General features: G+C 72.5%; 9 protein-coding genes. 5 read left to right on the top strand and 4 right to left on the bottom strand.

The window, feature by feature from the left end:
* Positions 1 to 100 precede the first annotated feature (100 nt).
* Both ACFFGY_RS10035 and ACFFGY_RS10030 read left to right on the top strand, forming a co-directional pair.
* Positions 101 to 1258 (top strand): Gfo/Idh/MocA family protein, encoded by a 1158-nt coding sequence (locus ACFFGY_RS10035; protein WP_377044341.1) that lies wholly within the window; start codon positions 101 to 103, stop codon positions 1256 to 1258.
* 188 nt (positions 1259 to 1446) lie between these two features.
* The gene (locus ACFFGY_RS10030) at positions 1447 to 2808 is read left to right on the top strand and encodes a cytochrome P450 (protein WP_377044340.1); all 1362 of its coding nucleotides are present in this window, start codon (positions 1447 to 1449) and stop codon (positions 2806 to 2808) included.
* Between the two features lie 30 nt (positions 2809 to 2838).
* Here ACFFGY_RS10030 and ACFFGY_RS10025 read toward each other — a convergent pair whose 3' ends face one another.
* Positions 2839 to 4686: a glycoside hydrolase family 15 protein gene (locus ACFFGY_RS10025; protein WP_377044339.1), complete on the bottom strand. Its 1848-nt coding sequence runs from the start codon at positions 4684 to 4686 to the stop codon at positions 2839 to 2841.
* A gap of 176 nt (positions 4687 to 4862) precedes the next feature.
* Between ACFFGY_RS10025 and ACFFGY_RS10020 the strand changes: the two genes are divergently transcribed.
* From ACFFGY_RS10020 to ACFFGY_RS10010, 3 genes are all read left to right on the top strand, one after another.
* Positions 4863 to 6206 carry an SPL family radical SAM protein gene (locus ACFFGY_RS10020; protein ID WP_377044338.1) on the top strand — a complete coding sequence of 448 codons (1344 nt, stop codon included), beginning with the start codon at positions 4863 to 4865 and terminating at the stop codon, positions 6204 to 6206.
* 157 nt (positions 6207 to 6363) lie between these two features.
* Positions 6364 to 6888, top strand: a complete 525-nt coding sequence (gene greB, locus ACFFGY_RS10015; RefSeq protein WP_377044337.1) for a transcription elongation factor GreB — start codon at positions 6364 to 6366, stop codon at positions 6886 to 6888.
* Between the two features lie 177 nt (positions 6889 to 7065).
* Entirely contained in the window at positions 7066 to 9582 is a 2517-nt protein-coding gene (locus ACFFGY_RS10010; RefSeq protein WP_377044336.1) for a glycogen/starch/alpha-glucan phosphorylase, read from the top strand.
* A gap of 319 nt (positions 9583 to 9901) precedes the next feature.
* On the opposite strand, the gene glgA is transcribed toward ACFFGY_RS10010, so the two are convergent.
* The 3 genes from glgA to ACFFGY_RS09995 all read right to left on the bottom strand — a co-directional run bounded on the left by glgA (position 9902) and on the right by ACFFGY_RS09995 (position 16806).
* On the bottom strand, positions 9902 to 11344 hold the full coding sequence (glgA, locus tag ACFFGY_RS10005; RefSeq protein ID WP_377044335.1) for a glycogen synthase GlgA: 1443 nt from the start codon (positions 11342 to 11344) through the stop codon (positions 9902 to 9904).
* Between the two features lie 3 nt (positions 11345 to 11347).
* Positions 11348 to 12616, bottom strand: a complete 1269-nt coding sequence (glgC, locus tag ACFFGY_RS10000) for a glucose-1-phosphate adenylyltransferase (protein WP_377044334.1) — start codon at positions 12614 to 12616, stop codon at positions 11348 to 11350.
* 260 nt (positions 12617 to 12876) lie between these two features.
* Positions 12877 to 16806 carry a PAS domain-containing protein gene (locus ACFFGY_RS09995; protein WP_377044333.1) on the bottom strand — a complete coding sequence of 1310 codons (3930 nt, stop codon included), beginning with the start codon at positions 16804 to 16806 and terminating at the stop codon, positions 12877 to 12879.
* Positions 16807 to 17016: the final 210 nt, after the last annotated feature.

Genomic DNA, 17016 nt, shown 5'->3' with positions numbered 1-17016 from the left:
GCCGCGGCGACTGGCGCGTTGTTGCGGTGATCCCCCACCCCCACTCCAGCGGTCGCACCCCATGGGCGCGCCGCCCGGTGGTTCAGGAAAGACCTGCGGCATGAGCATCCTCTCCACCCTCGGCATCACCTCCGGCCGGAAGGTCCGCTACGGCTTCGTGGCGCTGGGCGACATCGCGCAGGAAGCGATGCTGCCCGGCGTGTCCCATACCGGGAATTCCGAGATCACGGCGCTCGTCACCAGTGACCCGGAAAAGGCGCAGGGCGTCGGCAAGCAGTACGGCGTGGATCGCCACTACAGCTACGAGCAGTTCGACGAGATGCTCCGCTCCGGCACGGTGGACGCGATCTACCTGGCCACGCCGAACTGGCGCCACGCCGAGTTCGCGGTGCGCGCGCTCAAGGCCGGCATCCACGTGCTGCTCGAGAAGCCGATGGAGATCTCCACCGCCAAGTGCCGCGAGATCCTGGAGGCGCAGAAGGGTTCGAAGGCGAAGCTGATGATCGCCTACCGCCTGCACTTCGAGCCCGCGACGCTGAACCTGATCGAGAAGATCCGTGGCGGCGAACTGGGCGAGGTGACGACCTTCACCTCCACCTTCATCCAGATGGTGGACCCGCAGAACCACCGCGCGAAGAACGGCGTGGAAGCGGGCCCGATCTTCGACATGGGCCCCTACCCGGTGAACGCCGCGCGCTACGTCTTCGGGGCGGAACCGACCGAGGTCGTCTCGGCCGTCGGCACGCGCCATCCCGATGCGGGTCTGGGCGCCTTCGACGACACCGTGGCGGTGACGCTGCGCTTCCCCGGCAACCGCCTGGCGCAGTTCGTGCTCAGCTACTACGGCAACACGCTCGACAGCTACACGGTGGTCGGCACCAAGGGCAGCGTGCAGATGAACCCCGGCTACATGTACGGCAAGCCGCTGGAACAGAGCATCACCATCGGCCAGACCAAGTCGACCGAGAGCTTCAAGAACACCGACCATTTCGGCGGGGAGCTGAAGTACTTCTCCGACTGCATCCTGAACGACCGCGACCCCGAGCCCGATGGCGAGGAAGGCTACGCCGACGTGCGGGTGCTGGAGGGCATCGTGCGCGCCCTCGAGACCGGTGAGCGGCAGGTGCTGGAACCCTTCGCGCGAGAGCGGCGCATCGACACCGAGGCGCAGCTGGAAACGCTGCGGGCGCAGAGCTCGCCGGAGCTGGTGAACACCTCCAATCCCGGCAAGGGGCAGGAAAAGGTGCCGAAGAACTAGCACCCGCCGGGCCGCGTGATCCGGGTGTGGGCCGGGTCACGCGGGCGGGGCATGAACGGCGCCGCGCGCCGACGACCCGCCTGGCCCGCGCCGGACGCCGCGCCGCCTCGCCGGGGTTTCCGCCCCGGCCTGGAACCATCCGCGCGGCGGGCCGATATGCACTCGTCCCACCGCCCCCGGACCCGCCCGTGAACCAACCCCTCGCTCCCATGGCCAGGCTGTCGGCGGCGCCGCTCCCTCCGCTGGCGCTGCTGCGGGCGATCCTGCGCAATCCCATGGAGGCCATCCCGGCCGCCACGCTGCGCGAACCCATCCTGCTCCAGCCCTTTCTCGGCCGCGGCCGCGTCTTCGTCATGGCGCCCGACCTCGTGGGGCAGGTCCTCAACGCCGAGGCCGAAAGCTTCCACAAGGCCGAGGCGATGCAGCGCGCCCTCAAGCCCGCGCTGGGCGAGGGCCTCCTCACCGCCGAGGACGAGCACTGGCGCCGGCAGCGGCGCGCCGCCGCGCCGATCTTCCGGCACGACCGCCTCCTGGGCTTCCTGCCCGCCATGATCGCCGCGGCCGGGCGCACCCGCGCGCGCTGGGCGGCCCAGCCCAATGAGCAGCCGCTCGACCTCGGGCACGAGATGATGCGCACCACCTTCGATATCATCGTGGAAACCATGCTGTCGGGCCACAACGACATCGACGTGGACCGGGTGGAGCGCAGCATCACCGACTATCTCGGCGCCACCTCCTGGGCGATCGCGCTGGCGATGCTGCGCGCCCCGCTGGGCACCCCGCATCCCGGCCGCGGTCGTGCGGACCGGGCCCGGCACTACCTGCGGGGGGAGTTGCTGCGCCTGGTGGCCGCGCGGCGCGGCGCGGCGGAGCGCGACGACCTGATCTCCCTGCTGCTGCGCGCCGCCGACCCCGAGAGCGGCGAGGCAATGGACGACCGCGCGATCGCCGACAACCTGCTGACCTTCGTCACCGCCGGCCACGAGACCACGGCGCTGGCGCTGTGCTGGAGCCTCTACCTCCTCGCCACCCATCCCGAGGCCGAGGCGCGCGTGCTGGGCGAAATCGCCGCGGTCACCGGCGGCGCCCCCCTCGAGCCCGGGCACGTGCCGAAGCTGCACTACACCCGGCAGGTGTTCCAGGAAGCGCTGCGCCTTTACCCGCCCGCCCCCATCGTGGCCCGCAGCGCGCGGCGCGACGTCCAACTCGGCGGCCTCGCGGTGCGGGCCGGCACGCCGGTCTATATCCCGGTCTACTCGGTGCACCGCCACCGGAGCCTGTGGGAGGAGCCGGACCGCTTCGACCCCGACCGCTTCGCGCCGGAGGCGGTGAAGGCGCGCCACCGCTACAGCTTCCTGCCCTTCGGCGCGGGGCCGCGGATCTGCATCGGCGCCGCCTTCGCCACGCTGGAGGCCGTGGCCATCCTGGCCACGCTGCTGCCGGCCTTCCGCCTCGCCCCCGCCGGGAACGAGCGGCCGGAACTGCTGATGCGCATCACCCTGCGCCCGAGCCCGGCCATGCGGATGCTGGCCAGCCCGCGCGCGGCCTAGCCCCGCCGCGCCCGGATCGGCCGGGTGCCCTTACCCCTTCTTGCGCAGCGGCCGTTCCCGGTCACCGCGCAAGGTGCAGGCGGCGTGCACCAGTGCCAGGTGGCTCAGCCCCTGCGGCGTGTTGCCGAGGTAGTCGCCGCTCACCGGGTCCACCATTTCGCTCAGGATGCCGACCTCGCCGCGCAGGGCGCCCAGCGCGTCGGTGAACAGCGCTTCCGCCTCCTTCTGCCGGTTCAGGGTGGCCAGGGCCTCCACCAGCCAGAAGGTGCAGGCCAGGAAGGCGCCTTCCTCCTCCTGCGCGCCGGAATAGCGATACAGGAAGGGGCCGCGCCCCAGCTCGCTGCGGATCGCGTCCAGCGTGGAGGAGAGCCGCGCCTTGCCGTCGAAGCCGAAGCGCACCGCCAGCGCCAGCGAGGCGTCGAGGCGATCGGTGCCGGCGAAGAAGGTGTAGGCCTGCCGCGCCTCGCTCCAGCAGTTCTCGTTCACCCACTGCTCGATGCGGTCGCGCTCGCGCCGCCAGCGCGGCACGCAGGTGGAGGGCAGGTGGTCGTGCTCGGCCAGTTCCACCGCGCGGGCCAGCGCCTGCCAGGCGCTGATCTTGGACATGGTGTAGTGCTGCGGCTTCTCCAGCTCCCAGATGCCGGCATCCTTCTGGCGCCAGCGGTCGGCGCACTCGTCCGCCAGTTCCGAGAGCACCTTGGCGCTGCGCTGGTCCAGCACGTTGCCCAGGCCCACGAACAACGCCGCCGTTTCGAAGATGTCGCCGTAGATGCCGTGCTGGTGCTGCCGGGTGGCGACGTTGCCCACCACCACGGGGCGGGAGCCGCGATAGCCCGGCAGGTCCAGCTCGCACACGTCGGGCGCGTCCTGCCCCGACAGGGTGTAGAGGACGCTCGGCCCCCGCTCCGCCATGCGGTGCATCAGCCAGGTGAAGGCGGCCTTGCTTTCCGGCATGGCGCCGACGCGCAGGAAGGCGTTCACGGCATAGGCCGCGTCGCGGATCCAGGCGAAGCGGTAGTCGTAGTTCTTGCCGCCGCCGACCCGCTCCGGCAGCGACGTGGTCGCGGCCGCGGCGATGGCGCCGCTCGGCGAGTACAGCAGCAGCTTCAGCACCAGCGCGGAACGGCGCACCGCCTCGCGGTGCGGCCCGTCGAAGTGCAGCCCGTCCGCCCAGGCGCGCCAGGCCTCGTCGCTGGTGTCGATGCGCGCGTCGATCTCCTCGATCGGCGGGACGCCCAGCGGCTCGTCCTGCCCGGCCAGGATCGCCACCGTGGCGCGCTCGCCCTCACCCAGCACGACCTCGGCCGAGATGGTGCGGTCCTCCTCCTCGGTGATGCGGAGGTTGTCGGTGTAGCGGACCATCCCCAGCACCGGGCCGACGTGGAAGATGCAGCCGTTGGGATTGGGCTGCAGCCAGGGCGAGGCCGTGTCGCCGCGCGTGCCGAACACCACCCGCACCAGCATCCGCACGCGGCCCGAGACGCCCTCGATCCGCCGCGCCAGCTCCGACCACGGGAGGCGCCCGGCGAAGCTGCTGTTCAGCGCCTCGGTCATCCGCACCTCGCCGCCCTCGGCGTGGAACACCGTTTCCAGCACGTTGCTGTCGGCGCGGTAGCGTCGCGTCAGCGTGAACTCGCCCTCTGGCCGGACCTGGAAGAAGCCGCCCGCCTCCGGGCTCAGCAGCCGGTCGAACAGCGGCGGGCAATCCATGGCCGGCACGCACCACCAGGCGATGGCCCCGTCGGGCGCCACCAGCGCCACCGAGCGGCCGTCGCCCAGCGCGGCGTAGTCCTGGATGGGGAACTCGGCCCCTTCCGGCCCCGGACCCGGTTCCTGCCTGGACCCGGTCCGGGCCGTGGTGTGCTGCGAGAGTTCCATGGTGCTCCTGCGGTGTGTTGCCGCAGAGATAGCGGCGCGATCCGTGCTGGGAACCCCCCCGGGGATTCCTCCGAAAATCCCCAGGAAAGCCGCCTGCACACGATGTTGCGCGCCGCGGACGATGCCGCGACGACCGGCTTCCCGGGCGGAATGGACCGGGGCGGGCCGGGAAAGCCGTGGCTGAGCCCGACCTCGTGATCGCGTCGCCCGCTGGCATCCCGCCCGCGCCGACCGACATGGGGGTGGTGAATGATCTTCTCGACCTGCTGACTGCCCAGGCGCCCGGCGCGCCCTCAGCCGTTGGCGCGACCAGCGGCGGCGCGACCAGCGGCGGCACGACCAGCGGCGGGGCTGCCAATGGGACGGCAGCCCGCGGGTCGGCAACCATCGGCCCGGCACCCGCTGCGCCTGCGGCCGGTGCCGCCGCGGACGATGCCCCAGCCTCCGGTGCCGCCGCCCCGCGCCCCTGGGCGCCGTGGGTGCCGCGCCGCGTGCTGGTCACGCCCTCGGCGCTGGGCTGGGCGCACGGCGCCGCGGTCGTGGAGCGTGCGGCGGCGCTGGGCGCGGAGATCGTGCGGCTGAAGGCCGACCGCCTGACCGGCCTGCCCGACAGCTACCGCGACGCCAAGACCACCATGGCCGTGGTGGTGGCCTCGCCCTCGCGGCGGCGACCGCAGCCCATCCCGCCCTCGGCCGACTGGCGCTTCGACCTGGCCGAGGGCTGCCCGGCGCATTGCCAGTACTGCTACCTCGCGGGTTCACTCGCCGGGCCGCCGATCATCCGCACCTACGCCAACCTGCCCGAGATCCTGGCGGAGCTGCCGCCGCTGATCGGCCAGGGCAGCGTGACCTCGCGCGACCCGGCCCGCGCGGCGGAAGGCACGACCTTCGAGGCCTCCTGCTACACCGACCCGCTGGGAATCGAGCACCTCACCGGCGCCCTGGCCGAGGCCATCCGCTTCTTCGGCCGGACGGAAGCCTTCGGCGGCGCCCCGGCGCAGCTGCGCTTCACCACCAAGTTCGACGCCGTGGCGCCGCTGCTGACCTTGCCGCACGGGCGGCGGACCCGCATCCGCTTCTCGGTCAACGCCCGCGCGGCCGAGCGCTTCGAGGGCGGCGCGCCCCGCATGCCCGCCCGCCTCGCCGCGCTGCGCGCCGTGGCGCTGGCCGGCTACCGTGTCGGGCTGACCGTGGCGCCGATCATGCCGCTGCCGGACTGGCGGGCGGAATACGACGCCCTCCTGCGCGACGCCGCCGCGGCGCTGCAGGGCGTGCCCGACCCAGACCTGACGGTGGAACTGATCACCCACCGCTTCACGCCCGGCTCCAGGGAGGTGCTGCAGGGCTGGTACCCCGGCACGAAGCTGGAAATGGACGAAGCGCAGCGGGTGCGGAAGACCACCAAGTTCGGCTCCACCAAGTGGGTCTACCCGAAGCCGGTGATGGTGCAGATGCGCGAGGCGCTGGAAGACGGCGTGGCCCGGCACCTGCCCGGCGCGCGCATCCTGTACTGGACCTGACTGTCGCACCCTGGCGACCCCCGTGGCACACCCCCGGCGCCCCGGGGCACCCCGCCGGCGCCGCCCCGCCACCGCCTGCCCCGCGTTGCGCCGCCCCCGCGTTGCGCCGCGCGGCCGGAGCGGCGAAGAAGCCCGCCACCGAGCGCGAGACCCATCCATGACCGATGACGACGAGGCCCGCACGCCCCGCCTGCCGCAGGGCCGCTTCTACATGACCCCCGCCGGCCACGCCGCCCTGCGCGCCGAGCGCGAAGCCTTCCGGGCCGAGCGTCACCGCGTGGTGGAGATCGTGAGCTGGGCTGCCGGCAACGGCGACCGCAGCGAGAACGCCGACTACAAGGAAGGCAAGCGCCGCCTGCGCGAGATCGACCGCCGCCTGCGCTACCTGACGCAGCGCCTCGACGCGGCGGAGGTGGTGGACCCCGCCCGGCAGGCACGCCGCGACCAGGTCTTCTTCGGCGCCACCGTCACCTGCCTGAACGAGCGCGACGAGGAAGTCACCGTCACGGTCGTCGGCGTGGACGAGGCCGACATGGCGGCCGGCAAGATCAGCGTGGGCTCGCCCATGGCGCTGGCCCTGCTCGGCAAGCGCGTGGGCGACGAGGCAACGGTCCGCACGCCTGCCGGCCCGAGCACGGTCGAGGTCACCGCCATCCGCTATCCCGACGCCCCCGCGAACTGAGCTGCCGTCCCGCCCGGCCGCCGGCGAAAGCCGGCCTCGCAACGAAGTTCATCCTTAATTCACTACCATAGGTTGCAATTGCCGGCGCGCCGGGTGACCGTTCCGTTCGCTTCGCAAAGCCGCCATCATCGGCCGCGAGGATTGGTTCGCCGACTGACCACGAGGAATGTCCCAGCCATGACCACCGACGCAGCGACCGCCGGCCCGATGGCCGCAGACACCGCCGGGGCGGAGCTTCATCCGGGCGGCGCGACATCGCCGGAGGCGCACGGCTCCGCTCCCCACAGTGACCCTGCCGTGGAAGCCCTGCGGCAGCAGATCCTCGACCGGCTGATCTACGACGTCGGCGGCACCCCCAAGCGCGCCAGCCCGCGCGACTGGTTCGTGGCGCTCGCACTCGCGGTGCGCGACCGGGTGGTGGACCGCTGGCGCGCCGCCAACGCCGAAACCCAGCAGCGCGGCGACAAGTCCGTCTGCTACATGTCGCTCGAATTCCTGGTGGGCCGCCTGCTCGCCGACTCGCTCGGCAACATGGGGCTGCGGGACACGGCGCGCGACGCGCTGGCCGCACTCGGCGTGGACCTGGGCGAGATCCTGGAAGAAGAACCCGACGCCGCGCTGGGCAATGGCGGCCTGGGAAGGCTGGCGGCCTGCTTCATGGAAAGCATGGCCAGCATCGGCGTGCCCGCCTACGGCTACGGCATCCGCTACGAGAACGGGCTGTTCCGCCAGGTCATCACCGACGGTACCCAGCACGAGCTGCCCGAGGACTGGCTCCAGCTCGGCAACCCCTGGGAGTTCGAGCGCGCCAACCTCGTGTACCACGTGGGCTTCGGCGGCCACGTCGTGGCGGAAAACGGCGCGCTGGTCTGGCGCCCGGGCGAAACGGTGCGCGCCATCGCCTACGACACGCCCGCCGTCGGCTGGCAGGGCCACCGCGTCAACACGCTGCGCCTGTGGTCCGCGCGCGCCAGCGACCCGCTGCGTCTCGACGCCTTCAACCACGGCGACCACCTGGGTGCCCAGGCCGACCGCATGAAGGCCGAGGCCATCTCGCGCGTGCTCTACCCCGGCGACGAGACGGCGGCTGGCCAGGAGCTGCGGCTGCGGCAGGAATACTTCTTCGCCTCCGCCTCGCTGCAGGACATCCTGCGCCGCCACCTCAGCCAGTACGACGGCGTCGCCAACCTGCCCGAGAAGGTGGCCGTCCAGCTCAACGACACCCATCCCGCGATCGCGGTGTCGGAGCTGATGCGCCTGCTGATCGACCGTCACGGGCTGGAGTGGGATGAGGCCTGGCGCATCACCCGCGGCTGCTTCTCCTACACCAACCACACGCTGATGCCCGAGGCGCTGGAAAGCTGGGCGGTGCCGCTGATGGAGCGCCTGCTGCCGCGCAACATGCAGATCATCTACCTGATCAACGCGGCGCATCTCGACGCAGTGCGGCAGATGGGCGGCGACGACGCGCTGCTGCGCTCGGTGTCGCTGATCGACGAGGGCAACGGCCGCCGCGTGCGCATGGGTCACCTGGCCTTCGTCGGCTCGCACCACGTCAACGGCGTGTCGGCGCTGCACACCGGGCTGATGCGCGACACCGTCTTCGCCGACCTCAACCGCGTTTGCCCGAACCGCATCGTCAACAAGACCAACGGCATCACCTTCCGCCGCTGGCTGCTGCGCGCCAACCCGGCGCTGACCTCGCTGCTGGTGGACACGCTGGGCGAGGGCGTGCAGAGCGATCCGGAGCTGCTGCAGGGCCTCGTGCGCTTCGCCGACGACGCGGGCTTCCGCGACCGCTTCGCCGCCCAGCGCCGCACCGCCAAGGAGCGCCTGTCCCACGTGATCGCCGACCGCCTCGGCCTCGCGGTCAACCCGGCCGCGATGTTCGACGTGCAGGTCAAGCGCATCCACGAATACAAGCGCCAGCTGCTCAACATCCTGCAGACGGTGGCGCTCTACAACGACATGCGCGCCCAGCCGACCCGCGACTGGGCGCCGCGCGTCAAGATCTTCGCCGGCAAGGCCGCGGCCAGCTACCACGAGGCCAAGCTGATCATCCGCCTCGCGCATGACGTGGCGCGGGTGGTGAACAACGACCCCTCGCTGCGCGGGCAGCTGAAGGTGGCGTTCCTGCCCAACTACAACGTGTCGCTGGCCGAGGTCATCATGCCCGCGGCCGACCTGTCGGAGCAGATCTCCACCGCCGGCCTCGAGGCCTCGGGCACCGGCAACATGAAGCTGGCGCTCAACGGCGCGCTGACCATCGGCACGCTGGACGGCGCCAACGTCGAGATCCGCGAGCGCGTGGGCGACGAGAACATCTTCATCTTCGGCCTGACCGCGGCCGAGGTCGCGTCGCAGAAGCGCGACGGCTGGGACCCGCGCGCGGTGGTGGCGGCCTCGCCGGCACTGAGCCAGGTGCTCGACGCCGTGGCGAACGGCGTCTTCTCGCCGGAAGAGCCCGGACGCTACCGCGGCCTCGTGGACCGGCTGCTCAACCACGACAACTTCCTGGTGACCGCCGACTTCGACAGCTACTGCCGCAAGCAGGAAGAAGTCTCGGCCCGCTGGCACCAGCCCGACCGCTGGTGGCGCTCGGCGGTGCTCAACACCGCCAACGTCGCCTGGTTCTCCTCGGATCGCACGATCCGCGAATACGCCGAGGAAATCTGGAACGTCGCGCCGCGCTGAGAGTCGGCACCGCGTTTTGGGGGAGAGAAAGTATTCTCTCCCCCAAGCCCCCACTCATCTTTTTCTGAAACGCTGCCGCGGGGCGGTGGCGATGGGCGCCACGCGGGAGGATGCGGCGCAAGGGCGGCACCTCGCGGCTCAAAAAAATCAAGCTTGTTATCAGCCCTGGCTGAACCGTCCCTCGCTCCGGCTCCGTGAGCCGGAGCGCACGACGGCAACCACCCTCCCGCGGCAGCGTCCCGAAAAAAGATGAGGGTGGAGGGGTCCGGGGAGGAGGGAGAATTCCTTCTCCCTCCTCCCCGCGCGACGCCGGCCGGAACTAAGCCGCGATGGCCCGATACAGCGCGGCGTAGCGGCGCGCCGGGCGTTCCCAGCCGAGCGAGGCGGTCATGCCGTTACGCTGCGTTTGCGCCCAGGCCTGCCGGTCGTCCCACAGGCGCGCCAGGCGGTCGATCGCCGCTTCCAGAGCCGCGCGCGTGGTGGGGGCGAAGACCACGCCCGTGGCGGCGCTGCTGCTCAGCGCGATCTCGTTGGCATCCACCACCGTATCCGCGAGGCCGCCCACGCGCGACACGATCGGCACCGCGCCGTAGCGCTGGGCGCAGAGCTGCGTCAGGCCGCAGGGCTCGAAGCGCGACGGCACGATCAGCGCGTCGGAGCCGCCCTGCACGAGATGCGCCAGACCTTCGTCGTAGCCCAGGAATAACCCGACCTGCCCCGGGAACTGCCGTGCGGCCGCCTGAAACCCCTCCTCCAGCCCGCGGTCGCCGGCACCGAGCACCGCCAGCTGCATCCCGTGCGCCACGAAGCGCGGCAGCGCTTCCAGCACGAGGTCCATGCCCTTCTGCCAGGTCAGGCGGCTGACGATGCCCACCACCGGCGCGCCGTTCTGCGGCCGCAGCCCCAGGCGCGACTGCAGCGCCACCTTGTTCTCGCCCCGCGCGCCGATGCGGTCGGCGTCGAACGGCACCGGCAGATGCGGATCATTGGCCGGGTTCCACACCGCGGTGTCGATGCCGTTGAGGATGCCTTCCAGCGCCGCGCCGCGCCGGCGCAGCAGCCCGTCCATCCCCATGCCGCCCTCGGGCGTGCAGATCTCGGCGGCGTAGGAGGGCGACACGGTGGTCACCCGGTCCGCCAGCTGCAGCCCCGCCTTCAGGAAGCCGAGCGAGCCGTAATATTCCACCCCCTCCACCGACCAGGCCTGCGGCGGCAGTTCCAGTTCGCTCAGCAGCGAGGGCGGGAACTGACCCTGGAAGGCGAGGTTGTGGATCGTCATCACCGTGCCGGGGCGGCGGCCTTCGCCGTAGTGGAGGTAGGCCGGCATCAGCCCCGCCTGCCAGTCGTGGCCGTGCACGACCTCGGGCGCCCAGTTCGGCAGCGCGCCGCGCCCGATCCGCTCCGCCACCCGGGCCAGTGCCGCGAAGCGCTGGGCGTTGTCGCCCCAGTCCCCGTCCGGCCCGGCATAGGGGCCCCCGGCGCGGTCGTAGAGGTGCGGCGCCTCGATCACCAGCAGCCGCAGCCCGGCCATCTCGGCCGCCAGCAGCCTCGCCGGCCCGCCGAAGAGGTCAGGCGTTTCCCACACCACCTCGGTCGCGGTGTCCTGCAGCTTGCGCAGCACCGCCGGGTAGCCCGGCAGCAGCGTGCGCGTGTCCCAGCCCTCGGCCGCCAGCGCCGCCGGCAGGGCGCCGGCCACGTCCGCCAGCCCCCCGGTCTTGATCAGCGGATAGACCTCGGAGGCGACGGCCAGAACAGGACGCAAAGCTTACAGCTCCAAACGCTCGATCATCGGCTGGGTGATCAGGGTGACGCCGCGCGCGGTGCGACGGAAGCGTTTGGCGTCGAGCACCGGATCCTCGCCCACCACCAGTCCTTGCGGCAGGTGCACGCCGCTGTCCACCACCACGTTGCTGAGGCGAACGTCACGCGCGACATCCACGCCCGGCAGCAGCACCGCGTTCTCCACCGTGCAGAAGGAATGCACCCGCACGTTGGTGAACAGCACCGATCGCCGCACCAGCGAGCCCGACACGATGCAGCCGCCCGACACCATGGAGTCCATGGCCTGCCCGCGCCTGCCGTCGTCGTCATGGACGAACTTCGCCGGCGGCGTCAGCTCGCTATAGGTCCAGATCGGCCAGTCGCGGTCGTAAAGGTCGAGCGCCGGCACCACGTCGGTCAGGTCGATATTGGCCTGCCAATAGGCATCCACCGTGCCGACGTCGCGCCAGTAGGCCTCGGCCTCGCCGGCGGTGCGGACGCAGGACTGCGCGAAGCGGTGCGCCACCGCGGTGCCGCGCTCCACGATGCGCGGGATGATGTCCTTGCCGAAATCGTGCTCCGACGCCTCGTCCGCCGCGTCGCGGCGCAGTTCCTTGGCCAGGAACACCGTGTCGAAGACGTAGATGCCCATGCTGGCCAGCGCCACGTCCGGGTTGCCGGGCATGGCCGGCGGGTCCTTGGGCTTTTCCAGGAAGGACAGGATGCGGTCGCTCTCGTCGATATGCATCACCCCGAAGGCCGAGGCCTCCTCGAGCGGCACCTCGATGCAGCCCACCGTCACCTCGGCGCCGCTCTCGACGTGCTGGCGCAGCATCTTCTCGTAGTCCATCTTGTAGATGTGGTCGCCCGCCAGGATCACCATGAAGCGGGGGCCGTAGCTCTCGATGATGTCGAGGTTCTGGTACACCGCGTCCGCCGTGCCGGCGTACCAGGAATGCTCCGAGATGCGCTGGCTGGCGGGAAGGATGTCGAAGGTTTCGTTGCGCTCGGGGCGCATGAAGTTCCAGCCGCGCTGGAGGTGGCGGATCAGCGAGTGCGCCTTGTACTGCGTGGCCACGCCGATGCGGCGGATGCCGGAGTTGATGGCGTTGCTGAGCGCGAAGTCGATGATGCGCGACTTGGCACCGAAGAACACCGCCGGCTTGGCGCGCCGGTCCGTCAACTCCATCAGGCGGCTGCCTCGCCCACCGGCCAGGACGTAAGCCATCGCCGATCGAGCCAGCGGTGCCCCCGAATGCGGGCGGAGTGGCATGGCGACGTTCTCCCTGTGTGTGACCGCGGTTTTCCGCGCGTTGGCGGCAACCGTGTCCCCTGCGATACTCCCATGTCCAGCGTTGCAAGTCTGCGCCGCCCACCGCTTACATTTTCGTGCGCTGAACCTTTCGAAAACGGCGTTGCACAGGCCCGCCAACGCAACAAAACGCCGTATCGTCGCCTCTTCCGCAACCTCAGGTCGCACCCGCCGCGCATTTCCACGCGCAGCCTCCTGCGGTTCCATCGCCGCGGCGTGCGTCAGGCCTGAGCCCTGACAAACTCCGCGTGGATCGAGCCCAGCGCGCGCGCCAGCGCGTCGGGATCGATCGGCTTGCGCAGCAACAGGGTGGGGCCCTGCCGTTCCGCCTCGGCCGCCCGCGCCGCCGTGCGTTCATCGGCGTAGCCGGTCACCAGCAGCGCCCGCAGCCCGGGTCGCTCGCGCCGCGCCGCCTCGATCAGCGACAGCCCGTCGGCGCCGCCCGGCATGGCGAGGTCGGTCACCAGCAGGTCGAAACCTCCGCCCTCGGACCGCAGGCATCCCAGCGCCTCCGCGGGGGAGGCGGCGGTGGTGACCGCATGCCCCTGTTCCTCCAGCACGCCGGCCAGCACCGCGCGCACCGCGTCCTCGTCATCCACCAGCAGGATCCGCAGCGGCGGCGGCGTTTCCGGCCCCTCCCCGGAGGGCGCGGCGGGGCCGGCCTCGTCCAGCACCGGCGCCGCCGCCGTCTCGTGTGCGCAGGGCAGCCAGAGCGACACCATCGTGCCCCGGCCCGGCGCGCTGCGGACCGACAACGCGCCGTGCGACTGTTCCGCGAAGCCGCGCGCCATGGCCAGGCCGAGGCCGGTGCCCTGCCCCTGCGGCTTGGTGGTGAAGAAGGGCTCGGTGACGCGTGCCAGCACCTCGGGCGTCATGCCGCTGCCCTCGTCGCGCACCGTCAGGCGCAGGAAATTCCCCCGGCGCAGCTCCGCCGGACGCTCCGCCCCGCGCGGGATGGTTGCGGTCGGGGGCGCATCCGTCGGATCCGTGCCAACCGGGTTCGCCCCTGGCGAGCCGGTGCCGGCCGGGGCGGCGTCCGTTTCGGCAGCCTCGGTCAGCGCCACGCCGGTCGGGTTTGCTTCCGCCGGGACCGCGTCCACCGGGTTCGCCCCCACTGGATTCGCCCCCGCCGGGTTCGCCCCCACCGGGACCGCGCCGGGCCAGGCCGCGCCCGGCGGGTCGGTGCCGTCATCGGCCAGCAGCACCATCCGCCCGCCCTCCGGCATGGCGTCGCGCGCGTTGATCGCCAGGTTCACCAGCACCGTGTCCAGCTGCGCCCGGTCGGCCAGCACCGGCGGCAGCCCCGGCTGCACGTCGAGGTCGATCGTGACCCCGACGCCCAGCGTCGCCCCCAGCACCTCGCGCAGGTCGCGCAGCAGCGCTTCCGCCCCGATCGCCTCGGCCCGCAGTTCGCCGCGCCGGGCGAAGCCCAGCAGCCGGCGCGCCACCGCGGCGCCGCGCTCGGCCTGCTCGCCCACCAGCTGCGCCAGTCGTTGCACGCGGGCCGGGTCGTCGGAGCGGGTGCCGATCAGGCGGGCGCCGCCCAGCACCGCCTGCAGCACGTTGTTGACGTCGTGCGCCACGCCGCCCGCCAGCCGGCCCAGCGCCTCCATCTTCTGCGCCTGCGCCAGCCGGCGCTCGCTGTCGCGCAGCGCCGCGGTGCGCTCCTCCACCAGCCGCTCGAGCTCCGCCGCGCGGTTGGCGCGCAGTTCCCGGGCGGCGACGATCTCGGTGATGTCGGTGCAGGTGCCGAGCCAGCGCAGGATCCGCCCCGCCTCGTCGCGCAAGGGCAGCGCCTGCCCCAGGAAGGGATGGTAGATCCCGTCGGCGCCGCGGAAGCGGTACTCGATGCCGTAATCCGCGCCCGTCCGCAGCGAATGCCGCCAAGCGCTCATCATGCTCTCGCGGTCCTCGGGATGCACCAGGCGCACCCAGCTTTCGCCATCCGTTTCGCCCGGCAGCGCGCCGGTATAGCTGTACCAGCGGCGGTTGAAGTAGTCGTGGAACCCGTCCGGCCGGGCGGCCCAGACCATCTGCGGCATCGCGTCGGTCAGGGTGCGGAACTCTTCCTCGCTGCGGCGCAGGGCCTCGGCGGCGCGCACGCGGTCGGACATGTCGCGCAGCACGCCCACCATGCGCACCGCCCGCCCCTGCTCGTCGCGCAGGACGCGGGCGCGGCTTTCCAGCCAGGCGACGCCGCCCTCCCCCTCGCCCGCCTCCCCGGCCGCGGGGCGCACGACGCGGAAATCCGCCGCGAACCGGTCGCCGCCGCCCTCCGCCAGGGCCTTGACGGTGTTGCGCAGCAACGCGCGATCCTCGGGCGGGACGTGGATCATCCACTGGGCGTGCGGCAGGATGACCTGGCGGGGCGGCAGGCCCAGAAGCGCCGCGGCACTGGCCGAGAGCGTCGCGGTGCCGCCGAAATCCTGGCTCCAGGTGCCCAGGCCGCCGCCCTCCACCGCCAGCCTGAGGCGCGTTTCGCTTTCCGCCAGCGCCACCGCGGCGCGGCGGGCCTCGGTGATGTCGGACGACAGGCCGACCCATTCCTGGACCTCGCCCAGCGGGGTGATCAGCGGCACGGCCCGCACCGAGAGCCAGCGGTAGCCGACGGCCTCTTCACCCGGGGCAGCGGCGGCGACCGCGGTGGCGGGCGCGGCGTCGCCCGAAGCGTTGGGCGAGGTATCGCCCGGGGCGCCCTGCGCGCCGCGCAGGAAGCGCCATTCTCCTTCAAACCCCTGCCGCCGCGCCAGCGCCGCACGCCAGCGCGCGGTGGCCACCACGCGGTCCTCGGGATGCAGCGCCACCAGCCAGTTCTCGCGCAGCAGCACCGCCGCCGGCAGGCCGGTCAGGCGGGCCCAGGCGGCGCCGCTTTCCGGCAGCAGCCGCCCGCCGGCATCCGCCACCCAGACGATCTCGCTGCTGGCTTCCACCAGTGCGCGGTAGCGCGCTTCCTGCTGCCGCAGCGCGCCCGAGGCCTGATTGCGCTCCCGCGCCGTGGCGGCGATCGCGGCGGAAAGTTCCGTGATCTCGTGGATCCGGGCGGCCACAGGCTGGGTGGAACCGGCGCGCGCCTGATCCGCCACCCGCGCCAGCACCCGCCGCAGCCGCGCCGCCATGGCCGCCCCGGCCAGCAAGCTCGCCCCCAGCAGCAGCAGCGCCACCGTGGCTGCCGGCGCCACGTCCCGCATCAGCGCCGCGTCGAACGAGGTCTGCGCCACCGCCACCACCACGGTGAAGCCGCCGCCCTGCGCGAAGGCCAGGGTGGACAGCTCGTCATCCTGGTTGCGGATGTTCTGGATGATGCCGTCGCGCGACTGCCGCATGGCCGCCAGCGTCGGCGCCAGCGCCGGCGTGCCCACCACCGAATCCTGCCGGCGCGTGCGCCCGATCACCACGCCCTGTCGGTCGAGCACCGCGGCCACCCAGCCATCGGGCAGGTTCCAGTTCTGCAACGCGCGGCTGAACACTGCGGGCGGCAGCCAGCGCGCCAGCACCGCCACGGGCGCCCGGCCCTGCGATGCCGGGGCTTCCGGCACCGGGGGCACCGGGTCGGATGGGGCGCCGGCAGGCTTGGCATCCTCGGGGGCGGGCCGCGGCACCGCCGGCACCAGCACGCCCAGGCGCCATCCGCCCGGTCCGTTCACCAGCGCCGTCATGGTCGGCCGCCCGTCGGCCACCACGCCGCGCACCGCCTCGGCCAGCGCCGGTGCTTCGGGCACCGGCGCCGAGGCGCCCAGCAGCCCGCCTGCCGCGTCGTAGAAGGCGAGTTCGCCCTCGCTCCCACCCTTGTCCGGGGCGCCGTCCGCACGGCGCAGCAGCGCGGCGAAGCCTCCGGTCCCGCCCGGCGCGTCGCCGCCCGAAACGAGGATGCTGCCGCCGGCCTCGGCCAAGCCGCGCAGGCGCCCGGCCGCCACCGCCGTGACCTGGGTCGGCGCGGCGGACAGGGCCCGCACGGTGGTCAGCAGGTCGGCCGCCGCCCGGGCGTGGTCACGCCGGTACGCGTCGGCCAGCGCCCAGCAGGCGAACAGCACGAAGGGCAGCACCACGGTCGCGACCAGCAGCAGCAGCCGCGTCCGCAGCGTCGTGCCGCGCTGCCCCGCGGGGGCGTTGCGGGGCACGGCGGAACCGGATGGCTGGGACCCGGCGCTCAAGCGCCGCCCTCCGACGCCGCGACAACGCGCCCGCGGGCCGCCGGGCATGGCGGCGGGGCCAAGGGAAGGGTCCGGGGAAAAGCCCGGGCACGGGAAAGGGCTGGGGGCGGCGAAACCGGAGCCGGCCGTGGGCGCGCGGGACGCGGCGGCAACGGCAAGGTCCCGGCCGCGCCGGAAACACGCAGCATGGTTCCTCCCAGCCGGTGTGCC

The sequence above is a fragment of the Roseomonas elaeocarpi genome (genome assembly GCF_042433915.1).
Lineage (GTDB): Bacteria > Pseudomonadota > Alphaproteobacteria > Acetobacterales > Acetobacteraceae > Roseomonas > Roseomonas elaeocarpi.
Note: the sequence above shows the minus strand (reverse complement) of the source record. Positions and strands in the feature narration are given on the sequence as shown.

Bases quoted from the DNA above. Each gene is read 5' to 3' on its own strand.
- ACFFGY_RS10025 (WP_377044339.1), bottom strand. From the start codon at position 4,686: ATGGAACTCTCGCAGCACACCACGGCCCGGACCGGGTCCAGGCAGGAA.
- ACFFGY_RS10010 (WP_377044336.1), top strand. From the start codon at position 7,066: ATGACCACCGACGCAGCGACCGCCGGCCCGATGGCCGCAGACACCGCC.
- greB (WP_377044337.1), top strand. From the start codon at position 6,364: ATGACCGATGACGACGAGGCCCGCACGCCCCGCCTGCCGCAGGGCCGC.
- glgC (WP_377044334.1), bottom strand. From the start codon at position 12,616: ATGCCACTCCGCCCGCATTCGGGGGCACCGCTGGCTCGATCGGCGATG.
- ACFFGY_RS10035 (WP_377044341.1), top strand. From the start codon at position 101: ATGAGCATCCTCTCCACCCTCGGCATCACCTCCGGCCGGAAGGTCCGC.